Below are 26,460 nucleotides of genomic sequence, written 5' to 3' on the forward strand. Positions count from 1 at the left end.
TCATAATTCATAATTCATAATTCATAATTCATAATTCTTAGCCGCTATTTCCTGGCTAATGTTTTTTGGGAATAACCTTACAACACTGTCCGTTTGGGTTAAGTGGGTTTGCAAGGTACACGCCGTTTATTTTTTTATCCATTTTCTGTGTAAGCTCGGCATCGGGCGTAATGCGTCCGCGGGCTATCTCGTAATAATGTGTAGGCACATAATACGCGGAGTCTGCCGATGGATATGCTTGTGTGGCATCGCTGCCACCAAACTCCAGCAAGCCGTCGTGATCCAGGTCTTTTACATCGGAGCTGGCGGCGCTCAATACGGAATCGGCATTAGAATGATCAATGCGAAAAACATACAGCTTTTGGAGAGGGGCAATGTCCAGGAAGAGGAACACAGTACCCTCGTTTTCCACGAGGCGGTTACGCTTGCTACCGTAATTAATCGCTTCCGGGTCTAGCTGGTGAGCCTTGTTGCCATTTACGAAAATGGTGCCGTTGTACACCGTGATCTTTTGCTGGATGCTGCTGGTGAAGTGCAGTCCTTTTTTAGGCGTTTGGGCCATGGCAGGCAGGCCAATGATTAATAGTAAGTAGTGTCTGGGTAGGAGGCGCATATGTTTGTTATTATATCTGGGCATCAACTTACATATTTTTTCCCACGAAAGCTGTATTGCTCCCATAATATACAACAGCACCCGCTATTCAGCAGTTACATTTCCTATGATCAGGGCGGGGTAGGGCGGGTAGAGACCAGTATTTTTACAGCATAGGAGGCTGACTGGTAGTTTTTTTCAGGACGATATTGCCAAATGCTAAATTACCTTACCTTTGGGCTATGAAGAAATTCGCCACACTTTTACTCCTTTTCGTTTACGTCGCCGGCATTACCGGGGTAGGCGTAAAGGGGTTCTATTGCTGTGGTAAATTAGCCTCTCTCTCTGCTTCCATCCACGAAGAACCCAATAAAAAGGCCATAGAAGGCGATGGTTGCTGCAAAACAAAATACCAGTTCCATAAAATAAAAGACACCCACCAGCACAGCGACACGGCACCCGTAGCGTTTGGCCAGGTGGCTATCCTGCCGTCTTTCGGGCATTTTGCACCGGAACTGGCCTTATCCGTTCATGACCTGTTGGCCGCCAATCGCAGCAATGCACCGCCTCCGCTGCCGGATATTCCCCTCTATCTGCTTCACTGCACCTACAGAATTTGATGCTTGCCTTACCCCGCAAGTAAATGTATGACACGTGACCTTCCTGGCCACCTGTGTAATACCCTTATTCATCAAATTCTACCACCTCATGATTGCTTTTAAAAAGTTGATCCTCTTACTGTTGTTGTTAACCAGCGCTGGCGCTTATGCCCAGCAGGCCGATACTACGGTTGTGTTCAAAGTATTTGGAGAATGCGGCCAATGTAAGCACCGCATAGAAACCGCTGTAAAAGGAAAGGGCGTTACTTCCGCAAATTGGGACGTAGCGAGCAAGCAGTTAACACTGACCTACCTCCCGCAACAGGTAAACCTTACCACCATCCAAGACAAGATCATTGCCGCAGGGCATGACCTGGAAAACAGGAAGGCTAGCGACAACGCATATAACGCATTGCCATCCTGCTGTCATTACCGGGAAAGTACCGACGCTGCCGCCGATACCCCGGAACACCGTGCAATGGGCGACACGCCATCCGCAGATAGTGCCGCCACTAAAACAGCCCAGCTAAAAGAGGTAACAGTAAGCTCCCGCACACATTCGGCTTATATTTCCGGGCTCAATCCCATTCGCACGGAGATTATGACCGACAAAGAATTACTCAAAGCAGCCTGCTGCAACCTGAGTGAAAGTTTTGAAACCAATCCTTCCGTGGATGTGTCGTATAATGATGCCGTGACTGGCTCCAAGCAAATTCAATTGCTTGGCCTGTCTGGCAACTATACGCAGCTCACCGTGGAAAATTTGCCAGGCCCCCGCGGCCTGGCAACCCCACTGGGGCTTAACTCCATAGCCGGTCCCTGGGTAGAATCTATTCAATTAACCAAGGGTACTGGCTCTGTTGTGAACGGGTACGAAAGCATTGCCGGCCAGATTAATGTAGAGCTGCGCAAACCCGAAACCACCGACCAGTTGTCTGCCAACGTATATGGCAACAGTAATGGGAAAGTTGACCTAAACCTGGACCTTGCGCACAAACTGAATGGGAAATGGTCTACCGCACTATTGCTGCACGACGACTTCCTCGAAAATAAAGGGCTGGACATGAACAAAGACGGCTTTCGCGACCTGCCTACCGGCAACCAGTTTAACCTGGTAGACCGCTGGAAATACGACGATGGTAAAGGCTTTATGACCCAGTTTGGCGTAAAGGTGCTAAACGATGATAAAACCGGCGGACAAACCGGCTACCGGCCCGCTACCGATAAATTTTCGACCAATTTGTATGGCCTGGGCATTCATACCCAGCGCTATGAAGTGTTTGGAAAAATCGGGTATGTGTTTCCCCAGCAAACTTACAAAAGCATAGGCCTGCAACTTTCCGCCATAGACCACCAGCAGGATTCCTATTTCGGTCTTACCACCTACAATGCACAACAACAAAACTTTTACAGTAATCTGATCTACCAGTCTATCATCAACAATACCAAGCACAAATTCAAGACCGGCGCTAGTTTCTTGTACGACAAATATGACGAAACATTTAAGCGCGATCATTACAAACGGAATGAAATTGTAGCCGGTGCATTCTTTGAATATACCTATACCCCTTCCGATAAAGTAACTGTGGTGGCGGGTATACGGGGTGATCATCATAACCTGTTCGGCACTTTTTTTACACCCCGATTGAACGTACGCTACGAGCCTTTTCCTGGTACCACCCTGCGGGTCAGTGGGGGGCGTGGACAACGTACGGCTAATATCTTTGCAGAAAACATGAGCGTGTTTGTGAGCAACCGCCAGGTAGAAATATTGGGCGCATCCAGTGGCTACGCTTATGGTTTGAAACCAGAAGTAGCCTGGAATAAAGGCCTTAGCATTGACCAGAAATTTCGCCTCTTTGATAACGATGCTTCCGCCAGTGTAGATTTCTTTCGCAACGACTTTACTAACCAGGTGGTGACGGACCTCGAAAATCCTCGCCTGGTACGCTTCTATAACCTGGATGGCAAATCCTACTCCAACAGTTTGCAGGTGGGCCTCCAAGTTTCGCCAGTGAAAAAATTAGACATTCACCTGGCTTACCGTTACTTCGATGTGAAAACCACCTACAGCGGTCATTTGCTGGAACGCCCGCTGCTGTCAAGCAATCGCGCTTTTGCAGCCTTTGACTATGCCACCGATGGGTGGAAGTTCGACTACACCATTAATTACAACGGTCGCAAACGCATTCCCAGTACTGCCGGTAATCCTGCTCCTTACCAACTGACAGATTACTCCAACGCTTTCGTGATGATGAATGCACAGGTAAGTAAAACTTTCGGCAAAAAACGCCCCATGGACTTTTATGTAGGGGTGGAAAACATTGGCAATTACTTCCAGCGGGGTGCCATTGTGGCTGCCGATCAGCCTTTCAGTCCTTATTTCGATGCCTCCCTGGTGTGTGGGCCGGTTACAGGGCGCATGGCTTATGTGGGCTGGCGCTACAAAATATAGTCAGCAAAAAGCAAGGCCCGCAACAAAATCGGCGAGGTTGTTAATGGAATGCTAAAATGAAAAAAGGATTAAATTATTGGGTGTAGTAACCGTCTAATAGGTACTAAATCCTAAAAAGATGAAAAAGATTATTATAGCACTATTTGCGATGGCAATCGTTTCGAGCGCTTCCGCAGCGCCCGCAGGCCCCGGCAGAGGTGGGTTTCATGGAGGTGGCCGCCCAGTGGTGATCGTGCATGGCGGCTTCGGGTATTATAATCCGTATTTCTCCCCGTTTGGTTATTATGGATTTGGCTACCCGTTTGGTTATCCCTATGCTGTAGGAGCTTACCCTCCTTCCAAATTGGATATGCAAGTACAGGAAATTAAAAATGATTATGCTGATAAGATACAGTCTGTGAGAATGGATAAGACATTAAGTGGCAAGGAAAGAAGAGAAAAAGTAAGAGCGTTCAAAGCGGCCCGCGATCATGATGTACGCGAAGCCAAAGTGAACTATTATAAATCTTAATTGGAAATGTGAGATAGGAAAAACACCGTCGCCAAACAGCGACGGTGTTTTTATTTGAAGGGGTAACCTGCCGATCAGGCAAAATTTGTTAACTAGCCATGTCACGGAAATGAGAAATATTGCCGCCTGTATGTTGTTTAAAAAAACGGCTAAAATGGGCCGGACTTACAAACCCCAGCGCATAAGCGATTTCCTTGCCAGACAATTGGGTGTAATGCAAATAACGCCTGGCTTCCTGGATAATCCGGCGCTGGATAAGCTTAGACGGTGCCGGGTGATTAAAAATAGCAAAAAGATTGGCCAGGGTTTTAGGCGATTTATTTAAAGCGCTGGCATAAAACTGTACTTCGTGTTCCTGCCGGAAATTTGCTTCCAGCAGGAGATTAAACTTGCGAACAATGTCCATTTTCTCGTCTGGAAAGCGTTCGTAATTTTCAGTTTGTTTCTTGGCGATGCGGGTAATGTTGATGATGAGCCGTTTTAATAACGTACGCAGCATTTCACCCTGCATGCGGTCTTTAATAGACATGTCATCCAGGCAAAGCATCTGGATAATCTCTATGTTTTTTATCTCATCACATGAGAGCGGCAAAATGAGCGGGTGCTGTATACCATAAAAGAGAAATCCAACGCATCCCACCTCAGAATCATGATCGGCAATGCAATAAAAATTTCGGTTAAACTGCCATGCAATCAGCTGTTCCGGATGTTCAAAGCGGAAGTGCTGGTTGGCCATGAGGGTCAGTACTGCGTTGGTAGGTATTATGTATGGCACCTGGTCAATGATCACTGTTTGGGCTTGGTGGCCATTATAAACAATAGTATTGGTCGTATCCCCCTGTCCGTTGGCAATACCGTCTCCACAAAGGGCCGGCTCGTGTACCATTACTGTAAAGCGGCCATCATTCCCGCTTTCATCAAATTGAAATCTCATAAAATTACCCCCTAAATAGATGTACGTAATCTTTGCTTACTGGATTTTTACGCGGATAAAATTGTTGATCGCCGGTAAAGTATTAAAAGCATTTGGGTTAGGTACCAGGGCAATAGGTTTATTTTCTGTAAGTGGGGTGCCGGCTAAATTAAACTGAGTGATGCCTGCGCCGGGGTATTGGTCTATGGCGGTGCCATCGTCATACAGGGCTATGCTGGAAGAGATATCGCCTTTTAAAGTAGCATCCACCCCATTGCCAGTGGTAGCAAAAAACCAGTCATTGGAAAAACCATACATGGTAGCAATGGCAATGCGATCGCCCGCTGTAACACTAATGGCCTGGGATACAGTGCTGCCGGCGGTTTCACCAATTACGGGCAACAATACAGTACTAGATGCTGCCGGTAATACGTACACGGATTTCACGCCTGCTTTTGTTTTTAATGCGGCAGCCAGGATGCTGGCATCGCCCTGTTGAGCCAGCTCTTTCAGCCCTTCTCCGCGATCGGCTTCACCTTCCTTATAAAAAGGATTGGTATCACCCTGGTAAATCACCACCAGCACGGGAGAGAGTGGCGTGAAAATGCCGGTATTGGCAGCTATATAGGTGCTCAGCACCGAGTTGTCTCCCGATTCGGCAATATTGGTAAGCCCATTGGCAGTAGGTTGTCCTTTTGTGTACAGCGGAGCTGCATTCAGCAGGTTGCCGCCTACGATGTAGGAAACGGCCCATACACCCGGACTCAACGGCGTTTCGTTTTTGGTGCCACCGGATTTATTTTTTAATGTAAGGGTAAAGTAAGAATTACCATTGTACACCAGGGTTGCATTTACCAATTGAGAAGCGGGCAAATACGTGTTTCCCTGCGCATCTGTCCCCTGCACTTCGGTAACATTTTTATTGTCTGCCGTGCCGGGATGATTAACGCTTGCGCCAGGCATTTGATTAATACGGGTTCCATTATCCCACAGTTTTATCTGGTCAGATACGTCGCCCTCAATGGGGTTTCCGGCTGCGTCATATACGGCAATGCCAGGATTTTCCGGCGCAAAAAACAAGTCATTAGACCAACCGTACATGGTGGCGAAAGTGAGCGTTTCTCCCTTGGCGGCGGAGAAATGAATGGTTACTGCACTGCCGGGAAGAATAACGGCAGGCGAACCATCGCCCTGGAAAGTGCCGGATTCCACCAGGGGTTTGGAGTTCAACACATTTTCAATACTAATTGTGGCAGACTGAGCCGGAGTAGAATGGTGATCTTTTTTGCACGATGCAAACGCAAATGGCAGTGCTAAGGTTGCTAAATAAGCTGTTGATTTCATTTTCATGTGAGTGATTTTATGATAAGTAAAACTATCTTATACTGGAGGCCCGGGAAATACCGGCAATTCCCGAAGGCTTGTCCGAATTTCCCGGATGCACCGACCGCATCCATGCTACAGCAACGAACAGCCCGTCATCATAACCACTTACAAAGACCCAAACAGGGTAGGCTACCCGTTGTTAAAAGCTCCCATATTACCCTGCGATTATTGGTAGGAGCGAAAACGATTTCGTACGATCAAGGCGAGGGATTGTATTTATGTATTATCTTGGCAGGCTGCGGCCTGACTGCAAAAACGATTTAACTAAATTCCACATGAAAAAATATGTACTTCCGCTATTGTTGCTGATAGCGATTACCACGCAAAAGCTGGGTGCGCAGGGCATACTGCATACCCAGGGCGAAAAAATTGTAAACGACCGGGGAGAAAATGTGCTGTTCCGGGGCATTGGCCTGGGTGGCTATATGTTACAGGAAGGTTATATGCTACACCTCGGCAAAGACGGCCAGCAACATAAGATCCGCGAGCGTATTGCCCGCCTACTCACACCCGCACAAACGCAGGAATTTTACGATACCTGGCTGGCACATCACACCACGAAAGCCGATATCGACTCGCTGAAAGCCTGGGGATTTAATCAGGTGCGCCTGCCCATGCATTTTAACCTGTATACCCTGCCTGCCGACAAAGAGCCGGTACCCGGCCAGCAAACCTGGCTGGATAAGGGGTTCACCATGACGGATAGCCTGGTGGCCTGGTGTAAGGCTGCCGGTATCTACCTCATCCTGGACCTACACGCCGCACCCGGCGGCCAGGGGAACGACCTCAATATCTCCGATCGCGATGGAGACAAGCCCTCACTGTGGCAGCAAGTAGCAGATCAGGATAAAACGGTGGCCCTTTGGAAAAAACTGGCTACCCGGTATGCACACGAAGCCACCATTGCTGGTTACGATTTGCTGAACGAACCCAATTGGGGCTTCGATAACCAGGAGAAAGACCCCAACGGCATCGGAGAAAAAACAAATGGCCCGCTAAAGGCCCTGCTGGTAAGGATTACAGAAGCTATCCGCAGTGTAGATAAAGAACATATCATCATCATAGAGGGCAACGCCTGGGGTAATAATTATAATGGAATGCTCAATGACGGTCTGTGGGATAAGAACATGGTGCTGAGTTTTCATAAATACTGGAATAATAATGACACTGCCTCCATCGGCCATATGCTGCGCTACCGCCAACGACTGCAAGTACCTATATGGCTGGGAGAAACCGGCGAAAACTCCAATACCTGGTTTACCGATGCCATCACATTGTTTGAAAGTAATAACATTGGCTGGAGCTGGTGGCCACTTAAAAAACTGGGCATTAATAACCCGCTGCAAATACCATCCAACAAGGGCTACGACGCACTGGTAGACTATTGGAACGGCAAACGTAGCACCCCGCCAGATGCAGACAGCGCTTACCATGCGCTGCTGGAATTGGCCAATGCCACCGACATCCGGCACAACATTGTACACCGGGATGTGATAGACGCTATGATCCGCCAGCCGCACAGCCTGGAAGCCATTGCCTTCAAAGCCAATATAGCCGCGCCCGGCACTACCATTGCCGCCGCCGATTACGACCTGGGGCGTAATGGGGTGGCTTATTTCGATAAAGATAGCGGCAATTACCGCATCTCTACCGGCCACGCCAGCGTGGGCAACCGGGGCGGCGTATACCGCAACGACGGGGTGGATATTTACAACGATACTGCCCATACTAATGCGTACTACGTAGGCCATACCGAAGATGGAGAGTGGTTGCAATACAATATAACGGTTACGGATACACGTAATTATGCTTTGCAAACCCTGGTACGCGGCGAAGGCCAGTTCCAGTGGACCGAAAATGGCAAAGCGCTGACCCCGCCTCAGTCATCGCCCGCCGGCACTGCCTGGCAGGCAGTGAGCACTACAAAAGTGCACTTGGTCAAAGGTCGCCACCAGCTTAGGTTACAGGTTTTGAAAGGCGGTTTTGACTTTGCAGCCCTGAAGTTTTAGCCCTAGCGAAAATAGGATGGGAGAATGATCTTATCCGGCTGTTCAGACAGTTGGGTAAGATTTATTTATATTAAACTGCCAGCGGCCTGTGCATGAAGGAAATGAGGGAGAATTTCCTAACTTACGAAAGGCATCGTTTACAAAATTCTTTTAGCTATGCAGCAGTTTTTTGGCTTATATCTCTTACTCATCCTACTTATTATTTTTCTGATAATGCTGGCCCAAAAGCTGAGGATGGCTTATCCCATCGTACTGGTATTGGGCGGCTTGGCGCTGAGTCTTATTCCAGGCATGCCTTCGGTGAAGATACACCCGGAAGTGGTGTTCATCATATTTCTCCCGCCTTTGCTGTTTGAGGCGGCATGGAATACCAGCTGGAAAGAGTTATGGCGATGGCGCCGGGTCATCTCCAGTTTTGCATTTCTCATCGTTATTGTTACAGCCTTTATTGTGGCAATCGTATCCAGTTACCTGCTGCCAGGGTTTACCATGGCGCTGGGATTTTTACTGGGCGGTATTATCTCTCCGCCAGATGCGGTGTCGGCATCCGCCATCCTGAAAAATGTAAAAGCCCCGCGCGCCCTCCAGTCTATTGTGGAAGGAGAAAGCCTGCTCAATGATGCTTCAAGTTTAATTGTTTTCCGCTTTGCCCTGATTGCAGTGGATAGCGGACGTTTTGTATTTCATGAAGCCGCACTCAGTTTTGTGGTGGTGATCGTTTTGGGCATCCTGTGCGGCCTGGCTATCGGGGTGTTATATTATGTAGTACACCGCTGGCTGCCTACCACGGCCAAAATGGACGTTGTACTCACCCTCACGGCTCCCTATGTGATGTACCTGGTGGCAGAGTATTTTCATGTGTCTGGTGTACTGTCTGTGGTGGCCGGAGGCTTGTATCTTTCCTTTCGCAGTGATGTAATCCTGTCCCACCGCAGCCGGTTGGAAGGGTCCAACGTTTGGTCTACGCTAGGTTTTGTATTCAATGGTATTGTGTTCATGCTGATCGGCTTACAACTGCCGGGCATTGTAAGCGATCTGGGGGCCGTGAGTATTTCGGATGCGATCGGGTATGGCCTGCTCATCTCCCTGATCCTGATCGTAACCCGCATCCTGTGTACGCTGGGTTCTTCCGCGTTTACCATTTTTATCAGCCGTTATATCAACACGGCAGATAAAAATCCAGGCTGGCGGATGCCGCTGGCTTTTGGATGGGCCGGCATGCGCGGCGTGGTGTCGCTGGCTGCAGCGCTTTCTATCCCCATCCTGATGGACAATGGTCAGCCCTTCCCACAGCGCAATCTTATCCTCTTCATCACGTTCGTAGTAATTATGGTGACCCTGGTAGTGCAAGGACTTACCCTGCCGGCTTTACTGCGCTGGCTGCACCTGGAGGAACCCGGCAAAACGCTGCCGCCCGAAGAACAGGAAGCATTCATCCGCCGACAATTGGGCGAAAATAGCATGGACTTATTGGAAGGCCAGTTTGGAGATTTACTGGTCGCCAATAAGTCGCTGCAACGGCTAAAAGGTAAGATCAAAACAGAGTTCGAACAAGACGGCATATCAGATAAGGCTGCGCAGGATGCTTACCAGGAGGTATTCCTGCACCTGCTGGCGGAAAAACGGAAGGTGCTGCAAAATATTAATAAGGACGTAGATATCGACGAAGAATTAATCCGCAAACACCATCGCCTGCTGGATTTGGAAGAAGAAGAATTACGCATTCGTTTTAAAAAATTGTAAGTAGCTCCGCCGCGCTATGCAGGCGAGTATTACGACTATTATGCATTGGCATTTACATGCAGGCATTAACATAACTTTAAGAGCAAAAGGATTTCATCCCTGTATTATTCCAATAGTTTTGCAGATGCGCCGGCTATGGCCGTCATTATTGTAAAACTATTGCTCATGCGTTTTTTTCTCCTGGCATGCTTTGCTTCCCTGGCAGGCATGGCCACCTTTGCACAAACTGTACACCCTTCACTGCCGGCCGTAAAGCATAAAACGGTAGTCATTGCCCATAGGGGTGATCATGTAAATTTCCCGGAAAATACCCTGGAAGCCTACAATAGCGCCATAAAGGCCGGGGTAGATTATATTGAAACAGACCTGCGCACTACAGCAGATAGTGGTCAGGTGATCATGCACCATGCTTCGGTAGACCGCATGACCAATGGCAAAGGCAACGTAGCCGATCTTACCTACGACAAGATAACATCGCTGACCATCCCGGACGATGCACATCATAAAAAATATCATGTACCCAGTTTTAAGGAGGTGTTGCTGGCCTGTAGGGGGAAAGTAAATGTATACCTGGATTTTAAGGAGGCAGACGTAAACATGACCTGGCGCATGATCAAGGCCCTGCACATGGAACAGCAGGTGGTCGTGTATCCCAATACAATAGCACAATTTAAAGAATGGAGAAAGCTGGCGCCGGAAATGCCCCTGGTGGCTAATGTGCCGGATACAATAAAAGATGCCCCTGCGCTCAATGCATTCCTGGACGAATATCCCGCCGCGGCTGTAAATGGCTCCATTGGCCAATACACACCGGAAATGCTCGCCGTGTTCAAAAACCGGGGCGTGGCGGTATGGCTGGATGTAGAGGCCAATGACGAAGGCCCTGCTATTTGGAGCAAGGCCCTGGACGCCGGCGTACCCGGTGTGCAAACAGACTATCCGGCTGCCTGTACACATTATCTTGCGCAGCAGCATGCACGATAAGGAAAATTACTTTATTGGCGTTACCACAAAGTCTTCGAACGTACCATCAAAACTTTGTTTGCCCGGTAGCGCCGCCTCCATGCCTATCATGGCCTTTAACTGGGTGGTAAGTAGGCCTGCCGCAGCATATCAGATTTTTGAACGATAAACGGATACTGCCAGATTTACTGTAACGTTGAGTTGCCTTGCATCGCCAATTTATAAACATTTCAATAGCCTAAAAATGCAAATGACTTTGCGGTGCGGTGGATGAGAAGTGACATGATTTTTTGTTTTTTGAATATAGGTGGGCGGAAAAAATACTAAGGTTGTTTTAAATAGGTTTCCACAATTTCATGATCCACCTGCAGGCTGTCTATCTTTTCAATGCCCTTCTGAATAAGGGTGTCGCCCTGTTGGGTAAGCGTAAAACTAAAATCCTGGTTTTCCCACGCTCGATAATTGCAATACACGAGATGCTCCGTATAATGATGATTATGCAGGGTGAAAGTGCCTTCTCCTGCTTCAAATACAGGGTTGTTGCCCTGCCCCTGGGTGAGATCGTGTTTCAGGAAGGCAAAGTGGGTCCCGTTAAAAAGCTTTACCATTTCCTGGTTGGCTACTGGAAAGGTTTGTTGGGTATCGCCTTTCGTTATGATTAGGGCAGACAAAAGCTTATAGGTGCCGTTTAAAGTTTCTGCGTGCAGGGAATCGGTGGCCACCGTGGTGGGGCGGATTGCAGGCTGGCAAGCCATGAGGGCCAGCAGGAGCAAGGCGAGATATAACGTGGATCTCATGTATTAATAGGAATAAATGAAAAATAATTATACAACTAAGATAATTATAAGCCCATAATTATTGGCTAAAAATAAATTCAAATGGATAAACAGTTGTGGGGCTTACGCCTTTAATTTAACCCATGGCCGCCCGGCGGCAGGCAACGAACAGCCAGCATAGGGGAGGAGCTTTGGCGTGGAAAAAACCGACCCTTATTGAAGAAGATGGCTATTTATAAATACAGCGCGTAAGCTACGCACGTGCTTAAGTTACCCGTTGGTATAGGTATGGACGGATTCTTTTTCGTAGCGCGGTATTTCCAGTGTTGTTTCTACCCGCAGACCCGGCGCATCGCCCACCATGGGGCCGCCTGCAGATAATTCACTCCCCATTTTTTGGGATTTGAAAATGGGCCACATAAACTGCGCATACCATTCTTCCTGTTTGTAATGTTTGATACCAAAAGATTGCGGGTAACGGCGGGTGATGATGCCGGTGCCGAAAATAACATCCCAGAGGAAAAACATGTTACCAAAGTTGCCTTTATAATGTCCTACACCATCTCCATCCGTATCCGCATGGTGGGCATGGTGGGTGGCAGGGGTAGAGATCAGTCTTTCCAGCACCCAGGCAGCCGGGTGAAGCACTTTGTATTTGTAAAATGGCTTATCCCAGGGTATGCTGGAATGCGCGCCAGTGGTGATCAGGGATTTAATGACGGTTACAAACAGTGCGGCATATCCAAGGCCCAGGTAAGTAAGCGTGGCGGTAAGGTATATCTGCGAAAAGAAAAAACTGTAAACGATATTTTGCCTTCCGGCCATGGCCATGCCCATGTAGGGCGCAGAATGGTGAGTGCGGTGAAAGCGCCACAACCAGGGCACCTGGTGGTGCAGGCGGTGGTACCAGTATTGTGTAAGATCGTCGAACACCGCAATAATCAGCGCCGCCCATACAAAAGGTATCCACGTTAAGACGTTTTTCAGGTTGGGCAATATCAGGGGCAATAATTTCAGGGAAAAGAATGTTACCGTAGGGGTGATAACCACGCGGGGCAATACAAAACATACCATGTCCAGTATACGCTCATTTTTGCTCCACTTGTTGGCATAGAGTCCCAACGCAAATTCTGCCACACCCAGCCCCAGGGCAATTACCGGCAGCCCCCAGGAACTCAAGTTGTTAAAGATAGCTTCTACCAATGCCGGCGCCTTAAAGTGCAGCGAAGGATCGGTGTGAGCGGCCAGCCATGGCTTGTTTCCGGTGATTTTAAAACTAAGTGCCATCAGCGCTACCGGTAGGGCATACAGGAATACGCTTACAAGCAGATCCCGTGTAATAGCCCTGGCTGTTTGTTGCTCCAGTTTCATAAAAGTGCGTTTACAGTGGTTTACAAAAAGTGTTGAAGCAGTCGCAGGGCGATGAAAAAGACGAGCAAAGGCCCCACTACAAGCAGGATGCCCACGATGATCTTTCTGGCTAATAATAAGATGTCTTGCGATGTCATATACGCGGTTTTATATAATATGCTTTTATCAAAAAGGCGCTGCATCTTCCCGTTTTTATAAAGCCCGCCTATCTGCGCTTCGCCATGCTCTTGCAGTGCCAGGAATAACGAAATCCGTTGCGCCGGCGGCAGTGCCTCTAATACCCGGCGAAGTCAAAGGGGAAGTGGCATATCCGCTGAATTTTCGGTGGATCTTTTAGTGCTGAAATACACTTCGGTACAATCGCTGGTACAAATCATTATAGAGCTGGGAACACCGTTAATGGAAATACAGCCCTAACAGCCTTGGCAATAGCAACAACAACCCTTAGCAGGAAAGTGGTAATTGGGTTGAAAAAATGTCGCTAACGAGTGGTAGTGTGACATCTTCATACTGATGAGTTGATAATGACGCAGTCCGACCCGGGAAAGCGGATATAGCTTTATGCTTATACCAAGGCAAAAATAAGTAAAATTATTAGTCTACAAAGTCTATGGGGTAATATTTATTTGTGAAGCTGCCTTTCTCCGCGCCTCAGCGCAGGCCATGATCATATCTGCCTAAAAAGTAGAGAAAAGAGTAATCCAGGAAAACTTTCCTACAATGGATGCGCCGCCACAAATTGCTGGTATTCCTCGAAACTATACGGGGGGCAGGCACCCTCCCTGCTGGTAATGAAGGCACTTAACAAGGCCGCGTTTTGCATTGCCTTTAGTGGACCCTGTTGTTGTAGCTTACTGGCCAGGAATCCCGCCAGAAATGCATCTCCACTGCCTACCGTGTCCTGCACGGTTACCGGTACCGCAGCAAATACCTGGTGATAACCCTTGGCATAATACACCGATCCGCGTACGCCTTTGGTAAGCAGTATTTCCGGTATCTTAAATACATCCTGTAAATAATGTACCCCATCTGCCTCAGCGATATAAGATTTGTCTAGCCAGGTAAGTATTTGTTTCAGTTCGCCTAAGCTTACTTTGAGAATATTGGCCTTTTCTAACAAAGAGCGGATGAGCGGGAAGGAGTAGAACGGTGTCCGCAGGTTCACGTCGAATACCTTTACCCTCGCGGTTTCCAGGGCGGTGAATAAAGTTTTGCGCGTTACTGCATGCCGCGCGCTGAGACTACCAAATATAAAGGCATCTGCCGATTGCAGCACAGCTTCGTAAGAAGGTTGCCAGGTGATATAATCCCAGGCAGCCGGTTGAATAATATCGTAATGCGGCTCTCCCTGGGCATCGAAGCCAGCGATGACGGTGCCGGTAGGCTGGTCTTCGTCTTGCTGGATGCCGGTAACAGGCATTTGCCAGTCCTGTAGCTGCGCGCGTAGTTGTTCGCCCCTTTCGTCCCTGCCTATGCGGCTGATCATGGTGCAGCTTATGCCTTGCTTGGTTAAATTATACGCTACATTCAGCGGTGCGCCGCCAATGCGGGCTGCATGCGGGAATATGTCCCATAACACTTCTCCAAAACTTACTACCGTGGAATCCATATCAGGTGAATTTGAAGGGTTATTAAATTATTGCCGGGCAGCCCAGTACACCGCGTTGCGGAAAATAGTGGTAAAGGCAGGATCGTCGAACAGTTCCGGAAAATGGCCCATGGCAATGTACAGGTTGCGGGCCTTCACGTGCGCATTGGTCCATATCACGGGATGATCGCCCATCTTAACGTCCTTGGCAGGTTGATAAGTAGCTTCGTCTATACTGGCCAATACCTGTACCTGGGGCCGGGGGCTTTTATCGTAAATATACCATTCGTCTTTGGTCATAAAAGTAGTGGGCACGCCTTTCATCACGGGATGTTTGGGCATTTCCACCGTTAGTTGTGCCGTGGCGCCACCAGGAATATGAGCTTTGAACTGAATGCCGCCCATGAAATCAGAAAACCATTGCCACATGGGATACCCGTCGAAAACACCCAGCAGGGTGGGATGGTGGAAACCAATCCATCCGCCCAGGCCCTGGCTAATGTATTTTTCCATGGCCGCCTGCGCCACCGCCGTCCAGGGGTAGGGGGGATAATCAAGTTGAATGAAGAGCGGGTACAATGCCAGCAACGAGTCGTTGATCACATCGGGTGAGGTAATGTAGTCAAAAACAAAACGGTGATCTTTATTCAACTCCTGTTCCAGCCACACATGGCCGCGTTGGGAAAAGAGGATGTGGCCGCCGCCCGAATCAGCCAGCACTAGCACTCGCATAGGTTTTTTAGGATGGCCCAGGCAGGGCGGCACACCGGTGAATAGCAACACGAGCAGGAAGATTATTTTTTTCATATCGCAATCAATATAAATAAATATTCCCCATTTATTCATGCCTTTTTCACGCGCTGCAATATACCCATCATCAGCAGGATGTACAGCGCCATACCCGCCACGGTAATTTTCAGGGCCAGGAGTTACAAGTGAAAATGCGTCAATGCGAGGTAAACTTTTATTAGCAGGAGCCACCTTGTTTGTATGGACCTATCTGTTTAAAAAATGCTCCACATTATGCCACGATATCCAACTGTAGATAGCAGGTAAATGTGGTACCCTTGCCCACTTCGCTTTTTACATCAATATACCCCTGGTAAGTAGCCGCCACTTTTTTACAGATAGCCAGGCCTATGCCGGTGCCGGGATACAGGTCTTTATCGTGCAGGCGCTGGAACATTTTAAAAGCGGTTTCCTGATATTTTTCTTCGAAGCCTATGCCATTGTCGGTGAAAGACAGTTGCAGCCAGGGTTGTTCCGGCGCAGGCTGGGTACCCGGCCATTCCCATGGCGCTTTTACCTGCCCACGGATAATGATCACCGGAGATAGATCGGGCTTACGGAATTTAAGACTGTTGGAAATGAAATGGAAGAACAGCAAATATAGAGTAGACGCATGCGCCATCACCACGGGTAAATCAAAAGGATGCAGCAGGGCGCAATAACGGGTCACGGGCTCATACAGATCTTCCCGCACTTGGGCCAGGATGTCTATTAGGTCTACCGGCGTGGGCATATCGGTACGTTCGTTTATGCGGGAAAATATGAGTACATCATCTATCAGCGTATTCATGCGCTGAGCAGCCAGGTCTATTTTACCCAGGTATTCTTTAACGATATCGGGTAGGTCGGCACGGTGCTGCTGTAGCAACATGTTGCCGAAGAGCTGGAGCTTGCGGAGAGGCTCGCGCAGATCGTGGCTGGCAATGTATGAAAAGGACATCAGTTCATCATTCATACTTTCCAGTTGCCGGTTTTTTTCCTGCAAAGTTGCATTAAGCGTTGTAAGATGTTCCGCCGCGCGTAGTTGTGCTGCAATTTCCGGCGGCACATTATCGGCGGTACCGCCGATAATTTTCGTGTATCCGTAAGCGTTATTAACCGGCACTGCAGCAATGTGTTGGGTGCTGTTAGCCTGCTTCACCACTACCGGTAGAAACTTGTATTCTCCAAAAATGGTATCGTTGCCTTCCTGGTCTGCCAGGCGATAAGCCGTGATCAGCACTTTCCTTTTTTCGCCGCCCGGAAAGCGGATGCGGCAGGGAAACTGTACCCTGCCGCCAGGCAGCAACCCGGCAAGATGGGCTTCGAATAAGGCCCGGTCTTTAGGCGTCATAAATGCATGGGCCGCCGTGGTTGCAATTTCGTTATCGTAAGGTTTGGGAAGGTCGTGTAGGGTGAACAGCGCATCGGACCAAACATAAACACCTGCATCCTGCTTCCATTCCCAACTACCGGTATGATCGCGTAGCTGCGTCTGGTTCAGCAGGCTGAGTAGCCTTCTGTTAATTTTATCCCGCTGCGGTTTTTGTTTCATGCTGCTGTCCTAATGAATGCCGGCCCTGGCAAATATTTGCTGGCTACGGTATAGGGAATTGCTGGCCTCCCAAATTGTTCTGTAAATTGTAATAGCCTGTGAATAACAATGTTGTGTGTTGTAAAAATGTTGTTGGCAGGTATTGATCAGCTAAGATAATACTCGCATCGTTAAATAACGCCAATGCTTCAGGGCTTTTTTATTACTGTTTGCTGCCTTACTGTTCGTTAACCGCTTAAATATGAATTGAAATAATAATGTTCAGCACATACCCAATCGTTGCCTTGTTGTGGCAGACACTGCCGTAGTAATAACTTCGGCTAGATCAGCAGGACCCGGGCATTCCAATTTTTTCCAGAATCTGGACGGATTTCCAGATAGTAGACCTACTCCAGTCGATAAGCATTTCATGAAACCTTTGCTGGTAGCGGGTTTTATGCGGTCTGTGCCAATTGGCACTCGGTTCGCTTTATACCCATCAAATAAGGGATGTATGGTCGACAAGTTTAAACGTAAGATTTTCCTGGTAGACGATGATTCATTCAGCCTTACGATGTACACTGCTTTTTTAGATGCCCAAGGATATAAAAATATCATGGGTTTTTCTTCCGGGGAAGCGGTATTGGAAATGCTAAAGGAAGAACCTGATATTATATTATTGGACCATCAGCCCGGTGTCTTAACAGGTTTGGAGATATTGGAAAAAATTAAACGATACGATCCCAATATATATGTGGTATTTATCAGTGGCAGGTATGATAAAAAAATGGGAATAGAAGCTGTGAAGGGTGGTGCCTTCGATTATATCACCAAAGAAGCAGCCCTAATGCCCAAGATCTTGGAGGTAATGAACCGGATATTCACCGTGCAGGATTACCTGATACGGATACATCCGAAGCCCTCCCGCTTTTTCCTGATTTAACTATTTGAATGGATAGCCACACCAAACATTTTTTTTAAGTGTTAGCATTCATGGGCGCTGCCCGTAAAAAAAATAGTTGTCCCGTGCGTATGAACTGGTGCCATTGCATCGCCGGCTGCTATACACCCACAACATGAAGTAGCGGCGATGCTGGTTGGGACATTTTTACTATCTATTTCTGTTTAAGAAAAAATAAAAGTGTACTACCAATTTATGCGGGTACTTAAAATATTACTAAATGATTATATACCTATACCTGGAAAAACCCAAAGATGAATGACGTGGAAAACAATGCTAATGAATCGTTTCTCGATTGCCTATGAAAAATCCATTATTAGACGAAGTGACTGAAAGATGAAGAAAGGGTTGGTGAAAACGATGGGGTGAAGAATGATACAACCCTTTTATTCATAGCGCTTGCAAAAGTTGTATGGAATGTTTGATGAATGAGGTTACATGGAGTTGGTTCCGGGGGAGATAGTGCGCAGGAGAAGAACGAATAACCCGGAACTATTCTTTGTAACAAGCGGTTTTTATTTTATCCTTTATCTGATTTTTTATCTAAACCTAAACAATCACCTGGTATGATTTGCGGAGGGGGCAGCCTGGGGGAAAGCAACTGTTAAGACCTGGAAAGCAAATCTTCTTCGCAATTTATTCACCGGTAATGCATTGCCAGTTGCTGATAACCATTTCGAAAGGCATCAAGAGATTATTTTTTTTAGCATGGTTTCCGTTTATGTAGGCGAGCTGGGGGATTTCCCCCGGCTTTTTCGTTTTACAGACATTGTTTCCCTTAGCACGGATACTGCAAATTTACCTCGGCCTTCTCCTGTTTCTTGCATCAAAATTGCTTATCTTCAAAGACCCTTTAGAACATTCTCCTAAAACGCCTGCTTTTGTTCAAGATTTTCATTGTAGAAGACGATCCCTGGTATGGCGAGATACTGCAATATCATTTGGGACTTAATCCGGATTATGAAGTAACCTTACTGAAAACAGGTAAAGAATGCTTGTTGCAGTTACAACATAAACCCGACCTGGTGACCATCGATTTTTCCCTGCCCGACCTTAATGGCGAAGAGCTTTTCAAAAAAATAAAAGCCCAGCAGCCCAACCTGCCGGTGATCGTAATTAGCGCGCAAGACAAGGTTACCACCGCCGTGAGCCTGCTGAAACTGGGGGTAGACGATTACCTGGTGAAAGATGATCATACCAAGGATCTGTTATGGAAATCCATTATCCGCATCCGCGAAAATCTTTCGCTGAAAGAAGAGATCAGCGAGTTGAAGGCGGAACTTAAAACAAAATACGATTATGCCAATACCATCATCGGTAGCAGTGCCGCTATTAAACAGGTATTTCGCCTGATAGACAAAGCGGCGGCATCTACCATCAATGTGTCCATTACTGGTGAAACGGGTACTGGCAAAGAATTGGTGGCCAAAGCAGTGCATTATCACTCCGCCCGGTCGCAACAAGCTTTTGTGGCCGTAAACATGGCCGCTATACCCAAAGAACTGGTGGAAAGCGAATTGTTTGGCTACGAAAAAGGTGCCTTCACCGGCGCACAGCAGCGCAAAACCGGTAAGTTTGAAGATGCCAATGGCGGTACGCTTTTCCTGGATGAAATAGGGGAGATGGACCTGGGCATTCAAAGCAAATTGCTGCGGGTACTACAGGAAAAAGAACTACACCGCTTAGGCGGCAACATCCGCGTGAAACTGGATTTTCGCCTGGTGGTAGCCACGCATAAAAACCTGGCAGAAGAAGTGCGTAAAGGAAACCTCCGGGAAGATCTTTACTACCGGATTGCAGGACTGCCCATCATGCTGCCCCCGCTGCGCGACCGGCGGGAAGACATATTGTTGCTAGCCCACTATTTTCTCAAAGCCTACAGCAAAGAGAACAAACTTCCCGAATACAAACTCTCCACCGATGCCCGCCGGAAACTGCTGCAATACCCTTTCCCAGGTAATGTGCGCGAGCTAAAAGCTGCGGTAGAACTGGCTGCGGTGATGTCGGATCAGCAACAGATAGAAGCCGCCGACATCACGTTTATGAGCGACGTATCCCGCGATCCCCTGGAAGGAAAAGAAATGACGTTGCGGGAATATACCCGGTTGATCATTAAAAATTATCTTACCAGGTACCACGACAATGTAGTGCTGGTGGCCGAGAAACTGGATATTGGCCGGTCTACCATTTACAAAATGATGCAAAAAGGAGAAATCGAATAAACCGCTACAATATGGGAAGCGAAGGAGAAAAAATCACGGCTTTGCAGCTCAATATCCGCAAGGTCGAAGCTGAACTAGAAGCTTTGCGGCAACAACTGGCGGCTCAACAGCACGTGGCCACAGTGCTGCCAGCAGGTATGTTGCCCCTTACGCCCAATACAGCCATGCTAGCCATGATGATGGAGCAAGCCAAACACCTCATCATGATAAAGGGGCTGGACAATCGCATTATATGGATGAGCCCCAGTTTTCTTGAATTTACCGGATATACTCTGGAGGAAGTGCTAGGCCAAAATCCATTGGAATTATTATCATCTCATAAAGACAGGATTTCAGTAAAGGCGCTAGATTATATGGCGCACCAAATGGCCACCTCCTTGGAATATGAAGGCGAATACGAAGGTTGCAAGAAAAACGGTGAACCTTATTGGGTTAAAACAACGGCCCAGCCAGTACGGGATGAGCAGGGAGCCGTATTGCACTATCTCTCCATATCTGAAGATGTGACCGAAAAAGTGGCCAGCAGGCGCTGGGTTGAACAAATGCAACGTAAGCTGGAACAAGATTCCAACCGGCTGTTTTCCGTATTATCTAACCTGCACGAAGCTATATTGCTGGAAGACCAACAGGGCAATACCCAACTGGTAAATGATACTTTCTGCCACTTGTTTGGCATTCATCGCGATGCCCAGTTCCTGTTGCAACGCGCCACCAAAATAGTTTGGCGCGCCTTGGCGAATAAATTCAACGATCCAACGGCCTTCCTGCCAGGTATCGACAACTTGGTACAGCACCAGGAAACGGTACTCAATGAAATATTGCTGCTCAATGACCAGCGTATCCTGGAACGCGATTATATCCTAATTAATGAAGGCCAGCATTTCCTAGGTACCCTGTGGCGCTTTCGCGATGTAACGGAGCAGGTAAGGGCCGGGGAAAAACTGAAATCCAGCGAGGAGAAGTACCGTAATATTATAGAGAATATGAACCTGGGATTACTGGAAACAGACAATCAGGAAAATATTCTTTATGCCAATCAGCGCTTCTGCGACATTACCGGTTATACCCTGGATGATCTGATAGGCCGCTCAGTGTATAGTATATTGCTGCGGGGCGAAAACGTATCACTCATGCGCGAAAAAAATGTGCTGCGTAAAAAAGGTGTTTCCGATGCCTACGAAATCCGCACCCGCGACCGGCGTGGCCATGTGAAATGGCTGCTGATCAGTGGTGCGCCACTATACGATGATAAGCACGTGCAAACAGGCGCTATTAATATTCACCTGGACATTACCGCACAGAAAAAACTGGAAGTGGAATTGCGCGAAGCAAATCTTAAAGCCGAGGAATCATCCAAAGCCAAGGAAATATTTTTTGCTAACATGAGTCATGAGATCCGCACCCCCATGAACGGCATTCTCGGTATGTCAGAGCTCATGCAACAAACGCCGCTGAATGAGCAGCAGGAGGGCTACCTGAAAGTAATACACCGATCGGCAGAAAACTTACTGGTCATCATTAACGATATCCTGGACTTTTCCAAAATGGAAGCTGGCAAGCTGCAACTCAAGGAAGTAAATTTCGACCTTTTTGAACTGGTGTACCAGATGCAAGCTACCATGCAGCCACATTTGAAAGAAAAAAATCTGCTGCTGGAAGTAAAACTAACCGATCAAACCCCGCAATTCCTGAAGGGAGATCCTTACCGGCTGAACCAAATATTGTTAAACCTGGTAAACAATGCCGTAAAATTTACCGACCTCGGTTGGGTAAAGGTTTCCATACGCACAACATTGCTGGATGACGGAGTACGGCTGTTTTTTGAAGTGAAAGATACTGGCATCGGCATTTCTAAAGATTACCTGGACCGCGTTTTTCAAAGTTTCTCCCAGGAAGATGGCACCGGAACGCGGGAGTATGGCGGCACCGGGCTGGGGCTGGCTATCACCCGGCAGCTGATAGGGCTAATGGGCGGGCAGATAAGCATTGAAAGTGAAAAGCATAAAGGTACCACGGTGTACTTCGATCTGACATTTAAAACCGGTGAAGCCCCTGCACCGAAAGAAGCAGTGTTTAGCAAACCAGCAGACGAACTGAAACGGGTGCGGGTGCTGGTGGTAGAAGATAACGAATTTAACCGCCTGGTGGCTGGCTCCCTGCTACGAAATCATGGTGCCACCGTACTAGAAGCAACAGACGGGCGGCAGGCCCTGAACGTACTGCTGGGCAATGATGTGGATGTAGTGCTGATGGATATACAGATGCCGGTGATGAATGGCTACGATGCTGCCAAACATATTCGTAAAGACCTGCGGCTGCAAATTCCAATCATTGCCCTCACTGCCAATGCATTGCAAGGAGAACGCGAAAAATGCCTGCAAGCCGGGATGAACGAATGGCTGGTAAAGCCGGTCAATGAAGAGGAACTTATTTCCACCATCCTGCGCCTGCTTGGTAAAGTTGGCAACCAGCGGGTAAATGCCCTGGAACCCGCCATGGCCGCACACAACAACAGCCCTTTATATTCCCTGGCCGGTCTTCAGAAAATGGCCGGCAATAATACCGCTTTCATTAAACGTATGATCAGTGTATTCATGGATATTACGCCTCCTTATATCCGCGATTTGGAAAAGGCTATCCTGGCCAAAGACCTGTCAACGATTAAAAGCGTGGTGCACAAAATGCGTCCCAGCATACACAATCTTTCTATTATCAAACTCTACACCCTGATCGAAGACCTGGAAAGCCGGGAAGTATGGCAGGAAGACGTGGCCACACGCACCGCCCTGCTCAATGAAACCCTGCAGGAAGTGATGACGAAAATGGGGCAGGAAACGATTTTGCAATAGCCTTGCTATTGTAAAATACATGGTTCCGTAACCAAATAGTAGCCAGGCTGGCTCCAAGTGGGATAACAGTGTATTTGATACCTGATCACAGTACAATACCTGTTAAATACAATCGCCCACGTTACTGTAACGCGGGCGATTATGTTTGATAAAAAAACCAGCTATTACACCAGGTTTTTTTTGATATAGTTAATGCTGGTAATGATTGCATCTTTTGGTGGAGCGGCGGTGTAGGCCTCCTGTTCCACAAAGAAATTTTCAAACCCAGCCTCTTTTTTGTATTTAAAAATATCTTTAAAGTCGATCACACCTTTGCCTACCTCGCAGGATTCTTTTTGTGGTTCCAGGCGCATGTCTTTAATATGCCACATGGGAAAACGGCCAGGATGTTGCTTAAATAGGTCCAGGGGCTTAATACCCGCATATACCACCCAATAAATATCCATTTCAAAATGCACCAGTTTGGGATCGGTGTTACTGAGCAGGATCTCGTAACCGGTGGTGCCATTATAATCGGTGAACTCGAAATTGTGATTATGATAAGCCAGTTTCATCCCGGCTGCATTGACCAACTGGCCGGCCTTGTTAAAGCGATCTGCCAGTTGCTTGAAGTTGTCGGCAGTAGTGCGCAGGGAATCCTGTAGATAAGGAATGGTTACGAAATCATGGCCCAGTATTTTTGCGTCTTCGATCACGTATTTCAACTCTTCTTCATTGCCGGTAGACAGGAAATCGTGCAGCCCATAATGGGCGCTGGTGGTCTTTAACTGATGAGCTTTCAGCAGCGCGCTAAAGTCTTTTACACTCAGGCCAAAATACAGGCGCTTATTGTACCCAAAAAGTTCCAGGTTAGTGTATCCTGCTTGTTGAATGGCGGCAATGGTACCTTTAATATCTTTTATCGCGTCGTCCCGTAACGTGTAAAGTTGAAGGCCGATCAAGGTTTTGGTACTAGCGGCATTTGCCATTAAACGGGGGGCGAGTAGTGCAGCCGCAGAAAGAAGGGTAGTGCTGCGGAGAAAATCACGGCGTGTAGTCATAAGGTGAAATTTTAAATAATCGTGTCGCTACCAAAATACGAAACAAAATGAGTTTTAACATATAAATATTCAACCGCTGGCAATAAAATACAGCACCCATCCGGTATTTTTTGAAAACATTCCATCAGGCATTGGCCAGGGAGCGGTCTAGGTGTACATAGCCGCCATCTACATGAATGAGTTGGCCCGTGGTATGGCTGGATTTTGCAGACAGCAGGAATACAGTGGTGTTGGCAATTTCTTCGATCGTAGTCATTCGGTGTTGCAATGGAATGCGCTGGGTGATCTCGTTTAGTTTGGCTTCTGGATCTGGCAAGGTTTTTATCCAACTTTCGTATTGGGGAGTCCAGCATTCGGCTACAATCACGGCATTTACCCGGATGTTGTATTTGAGTAGTTCTACTGCCCACTCGCGTGTAAGTGCGTTGCGCGCCCCATTGGAGGCGGCATAGGCAGATGTTCCGCCCTGGCCGGTTTCGGCGGTTTTTGAACTGATGTTCACGATGGCACCCTGTGAAATTTTTAACGCCGGCAGCGCGTAATGGGCCAGCAAATAATAATGTACCACGTTGCGGTGCAGTGAGGTAATGAAACCCTCGTAGTTGCCATTTTCCAGGCTTACGCCGTCATTCAGCCCGGCATTATTTACCAGTCCGTCTATACGACCGTAGGCGTTCAGTACGGTTTTGATGGCTTGCTCGCAAGCTGTGGGGTCGGTAAGCTCGGCGGTGATAGCAATGCCGGATGCGCCCAGGGAAGTGATGTGGGCAATAGCTGCTTCGTTGTCCTGCCTATCGCGGCCAATAATAACCGGAATAGCGCCTTCCGTAGCCAATACATTTACAATGCCGTTGCCAATGCCTTTAGCGCCTCCGGAAACGACGATCACTTTGTGTTGTAGTTGAAGATCCATATGGTTGGTAAAAAAATCAGAGTTGATAAAAACGTTGGGCGTTGCCATGCCAGAAAGCTGCTTGTTCGGCTAGTGAAAAGCGGCTTATAAAATCTGCTGCAAGGTTATGTACCTGTTCGTACGTGCCAGATAATAAACACACCGGCCAGTCGCTGCCAAACAGTATGCGCTGTGCGCCAAAGACTTTCCATACAACATCCAGGTAGGGACGAAAATCTTCAGGTTTCCATTCCAGCCAGTCTGCTTCCGTAACCAGCCCGGAAAGTTTGCAATACACATTTTCCTGTGCGGCAATTTTTTCCAGGCACTGCCGCCAAGGCTCCAGTTGCCGGCTGCGGATAGCGGGTTTACCCAGATGGTTCAGCATAAAACGTTGTTCCGGCAAATCCATGGCCAGCGCGGGTATATGCACCAGTTGATCAGGATACACCACTATTTCAAAGATGTAGCCATATTGGGCCAGTATTTTCAATCCTTTTTTGAATGCGGGTTGTAACATGAGGGCGCGGTCTTCCTCCCCCTGTAAAATATAACGGAAGCCTTTAATTAAAGTGAACTGCCGGTAATGCTCCAGCAGTTCGTGGAGGCGGGGCGACCGGGGGTCTATCCATCCTACAATGCCCCGGATATGATCGCAGCTGTTAGCCAGCGACAGCAGAAAATCATTTTCCAACAGCGATTGGTCTGCCTGTATGGCAATGCCATCATAGATGCCATGCTGGTGCATCAACGGGCGCAGGGCATCCGGCAGGAAATCATGCCCGATCACGGCCATATCTGCCGTGATCCAGCTATCCCGCACGGGATCAAATTTCCAGAAATGTTGATGCGTATCGATTTTTAGCATACGAAACGGAGTACTGATATGGTATACAAGGAATTATGTACCAGCCGCCACTGTTTAGTGCGAAGTGGTAGCTGAAACCGTCAATAATCTAAGATTTTTTCCATCAATTTCCACTTTTCGCCTTCATTGGCAAAGGGCAGGCGCTGCTGGTACTGCTCCATCAGGGTTTCCCAGGCCTGCACCCGCTCGTTGGCGGCGTCGGCAGCCGCTTTGCGGGCAAAAGAGAAATCGTCCGTGGTTTCCATGATCATAAACAAACGGTTGCCAGTACGGTATATTTCCATGCGCTGAATGCCAGATGCGCGGATGCTTTGCAGCACTTCGGGCCAAACTTTTTGGTGCCAAGCATCGTAGGCGTTGATGGCCTGCGGGTCGTTGATCAGGTCCAGAGCCAGACAGTGTTTTTTCATGACGGGAAGA

21 protein-coding genes are annotated in these 26,460 nt (G+C 47.9%); 9 read left to right on the forward strand and 12 right to left on the reverse strand.

Annotated elements, in window-relative coordinates; all coding sequences use genetic code 11:
* Positions 1-55: 55 nt before the first annotated feature.
* Positions 56-613 carry a hypothetical protein gene (locus GA0116948_RS08000; RefSeq protein WP_123891723.1) on the reverse strand — a complete coding sequence of 186 codons (558 nt, stop codon included), beginning with the start codon at positions 611-613 and terminating at the stop codon, positions 56-58.
* A gap of 221 nt (positions 614-834) precedes the next feature.
* Between GA0116948_RS08000 and GA0116948_RS08005 the strand changes: the two genes are divergently transcribed.
* The 3 genes from GA0116948_RS08005 to GA0116948_RS21440 all read left to right on the forward strand — a co-directional run bounded on the left by GA0116948_RS08005 (position 835) and on the right by GA0116948_RS21440 (position 4,157).
* Entirely contained in the window at positions 835-1,212 is a 378-nt protein-coding gene (locus GA0116948_RS08005) for a hypothetical protein (protein ID WP_089710877.1), read from the forward strand.
* A gap of 88 nt (positions 1,213-1,300) precedes the next feature.
* Positions 1,301-3,646: a TonB-dependent receptor domain-containing protein gene (locus GA0116948_RS08010; RefSeq protein ID WP_089711158.1), complete on the forward strand. Its 2,346-nt coding sequence runs from the start codon at positions 1,301-1,303 to the stop codon at positions 3,644-3,646.
* Between the two features lie 118 nt (positions 3,647-3,764).
* Entirely contained in the window at positions 3,765-4,157 is a 393-nt protein-coding gene (locus tag GA0116948_RS21440; RefSeq protein ID WP_205686069.1) for a hypothetical protein, read from the forward strand.
* Between the two features lie 88 nt (positions 4,158-4,245).
* Here GA0116948_RS21440 and GA0116948_RS08020 read toward each other — a convergent pair whose 3' ends face one another.
* Both GA0116948_RS08020 and GA0116948_RS08025 read right to left on the reverse strand, forming a co-directional pair.
* Positions 4,246-5,091: an AraC family transcriptional regulator gene (locus GA0116948_RS08020; RefSeq protein WP_089710881.1), complete on the reverse strand. Its 846-nt coding sequence runs from the start codon at positions 5,089-5,091 to the stop codon at positions 4,246-4,248.
* Positions 5,092-5,127: 36 nt separating this feature from the next.
* A complete protein-coding gene (locus GA0116948_RS08025; RefSeq protein WP_089710884.1) occupies positions 5,128-6,420 on the reverse strand; it encodes a spondin domain-containing protein in 1,293 nt (430 codons plus the stop codon).
* 311 nt (positions 6,421-6,731) lie between these two features.
* Here GA0116948_RS08025 and GA0116948_RS08030 point away from each other — a divergent pair, with 311 nt between their 5' ends.
* The 3 genes from GA0116948_RS08030 to GA0116948_RS08040 all read left to right on the forward strand — a co-directional run bounded on the left by GA0116948_RS08030 (position 6,732) and on the right by GA0116948_RS08040 (position 11,192).
* Positions 6,732-8,465, forward strand: coding sequence for a cellulase family glycosylhydrolase (locus GA0116948_RS08030; RefSeq protein ID WP_089711160.1), 1,734 nt, complete (start codon positions 6,732-6,734; stop codon positions 8,463-8,465).
* 156 nt (positions 8,466-8,621) lie between these two features.
* A complete protein-coding gene (locus GA0116948_RS08035; protein ID WP_089710886.1) occupies positions 8,622-10,208 on the forward strand; it encodes a Na+/H+ antiporter in 1,587 nt (528 codons plus the stop codon).
* A gap of 165 nt (positions 10,209-10,373) precedes the next feature.
* Positions 10,374-11,192: a glycerophosphodiester phosphodiesterase family protein gene (locus GA0116948_RS08040; protein ID WP_205686068.1), complete on the forward strand. Its 819-nt coding sequence runs from the start codon at positions 10,374-10,376 to the stop codon at positions 11,190-11,192.
* Positions 11,193-11,494: 302 nt separating this feature from the next.
* On the opposite strand, the gene GA0116948_RS08045 is transcribed toward GA0116948_RS08040, so the two are convergent.
* From GA0116948_RS08045 to GA0116948_RS08065, 5 genes are all read right to left on the reverse strand, one after another.
* On the reverse strand, positions 11,495-11,968 hold the full coding sequence (locus tag GA0116948_RS08045) for a hypothetical protein (RefSeq protein ID WP_089710889.1): 474 nt from the start codon (positions 11,966-11,968) through the stop codon (positions 11,495-11,497).
* Between the two features lie 249 nt (positions 11,969-12,217).
* Positions 12,218-13,318, reverse strand: coding sequence for a sterol desaturase family protein (locus tag GA0116948_RS08050; protein WP_089710892.1), 1,101 nt, complete (start codon positions 13,316-13,318; stop codon positions 12,218-12,220).
* Positions 13,319-14,033: 715 nt separating this feature from the next.
* A complete protein-coding gene (locus tag GA0116948_RS08055) occupies positions 14,034-14,927 on the reverse strand; it encodes a carbohydrate kinase family protein (protein WP_089710893.1) in 894 nt (297 codons plus the stop codon).
* A gap of 27 nt (positions 14,928-14,954) precedes the next feature.
* On the reverse strand, positions 14,955-15,713 hold the full coding sequence (locus GA0116948_RS08060) for a ThuA domain-containing protein (RefSeq protein WP_089711162.1): 759 nt from the start codon (positions 15,711-15,713) through the stop codon (positions 14,955-14,957).
* Between the two features lie 214 nt (positions 15,714-15,927).
* On the reverse strand, positions 15,928-17,229 hold the full coding sequence (locus GA0116948_RS08065; protein ID WP_089710896.1) for a sensor histidine kinase: 1,302 nt from the start codon (positions 17,227-17,229) through the stop codon (positions 15,928-15,930).
* Between the two features lie 493 nt (positions 17,230-17,722).
* On the opposite strand from GA0116948_RS08065, the gene GA0116948_RS08070 reads away from it, so the two are divergent.
* From GA0116948_RS08070 to GA0116948_RS08080, 3 genes are all read left to right on the forward strand, one after another.
* Positions 17,723-18,151: a response regulator gene (locus tag GA0116948_RS08070; RefSeq protein ID WP_165798366.1), complete on the forward strand. Its 429-nt coding sequence runs from the start codon at positions 17,723-17,725 to the stop codon at positions 18,149-18,151.
* 899 nt (positions 18,152-19,050) lie between these two features.
* Positions 19,051-20,391, forward strand: a complete 1,341-nt coding sequence (locus GA0116948_RS08075) for a sigma-54-dependent transcriptional regulator (RefSeq protein ID WP_240619155.1) — start codon at positions 19,051-19,053, stop codon at positions 20,389-20,391.
* A gap of 11 nt (positions 20,392-20,402) precedes the next feature.
* Positions 20,403-23,240: a PAS domain S-box protein gene (locus tag GA0116948_RS08080; RefSeq protein WP_089710901.1), complete on the forward strand. Its 2,838-nt coding sequence runs from the start codon at positions 20,403-20,405 to the stop codon at positions 23,238-23,240.
* A 164-nt stretch (positions 23,241-23,404) separates the two neighbouring features.
* Here GA0116948_RS08080 and GA0116948_RS08085 read toward each other — a convergent pair whose 3' ends face one another.
* The 4 genes from GA0116948_RS08085 to GA0116948_RS08100 all read right to left on the reverse strand — a co-directional run bounded on the left by GA0116948_RS08085 (position 23,405) and on the right by GA0116948_RS08100 (position 26,450).
* Positions 23,405-24,280, reverse strand: a complete 876-nt coding sequence (locus GA0116948_RS08085) for a sugar phosphate isomerase/epimerase family protein (protein WP_089710903.1) — start codon at positions 24,278-24,280, stop codon at positions 23,405-23,407.
* Between the two features lie 124 nt (positions 24,281-24,404).
* On the reverse strand, positions 24,405-25,193 hold the full coding sequence (locus tag GA0116948_RS08090) for an L-fucose dehydrogenase (protein ID WP_089711163.1): 789 nt from the start codon (positions 25,191-25,193) through the stop codon (positions 24,405-24,407).
* A gap of 16 nt (positions 25,194-25,209) precedes the next feature.
* Positions 25,210-26,040: an amidohydrolase family protein gene (locus tag GA0116948_RS08095; RefSeq protein ID WP_089710905.1), complete on the reverse strand. Its 831-nt coding sequence runs from the start codon at positions 26,038-26,040 to the stop codon at positions 25,210-25,212.
* A gap of 80 nt (positions 26,041-26,120) precedes the next feature.
* A complete protein-coding gene (locus tag GA0116948_RS08100; RefSeq protein WP_089710907.1) occupies positions 26,121-26,450 on the reverse strand; it encodes an L-rhamnose mutarotase in 330 nt (109 codons plus the stop codon).
* Between the last annotated feature and the right edge of the window lie 10 nt (positions 26,451-26,460).

It is taken from the genome of Chitinophaga costaii (assembly GCF_900094705.1).
GTDB lineage: Bacteria > Bacteroidota > Bacteroidia > Chitinophagales > Chitinophagaceae > Chitinophaga > Chitinophaga costaii.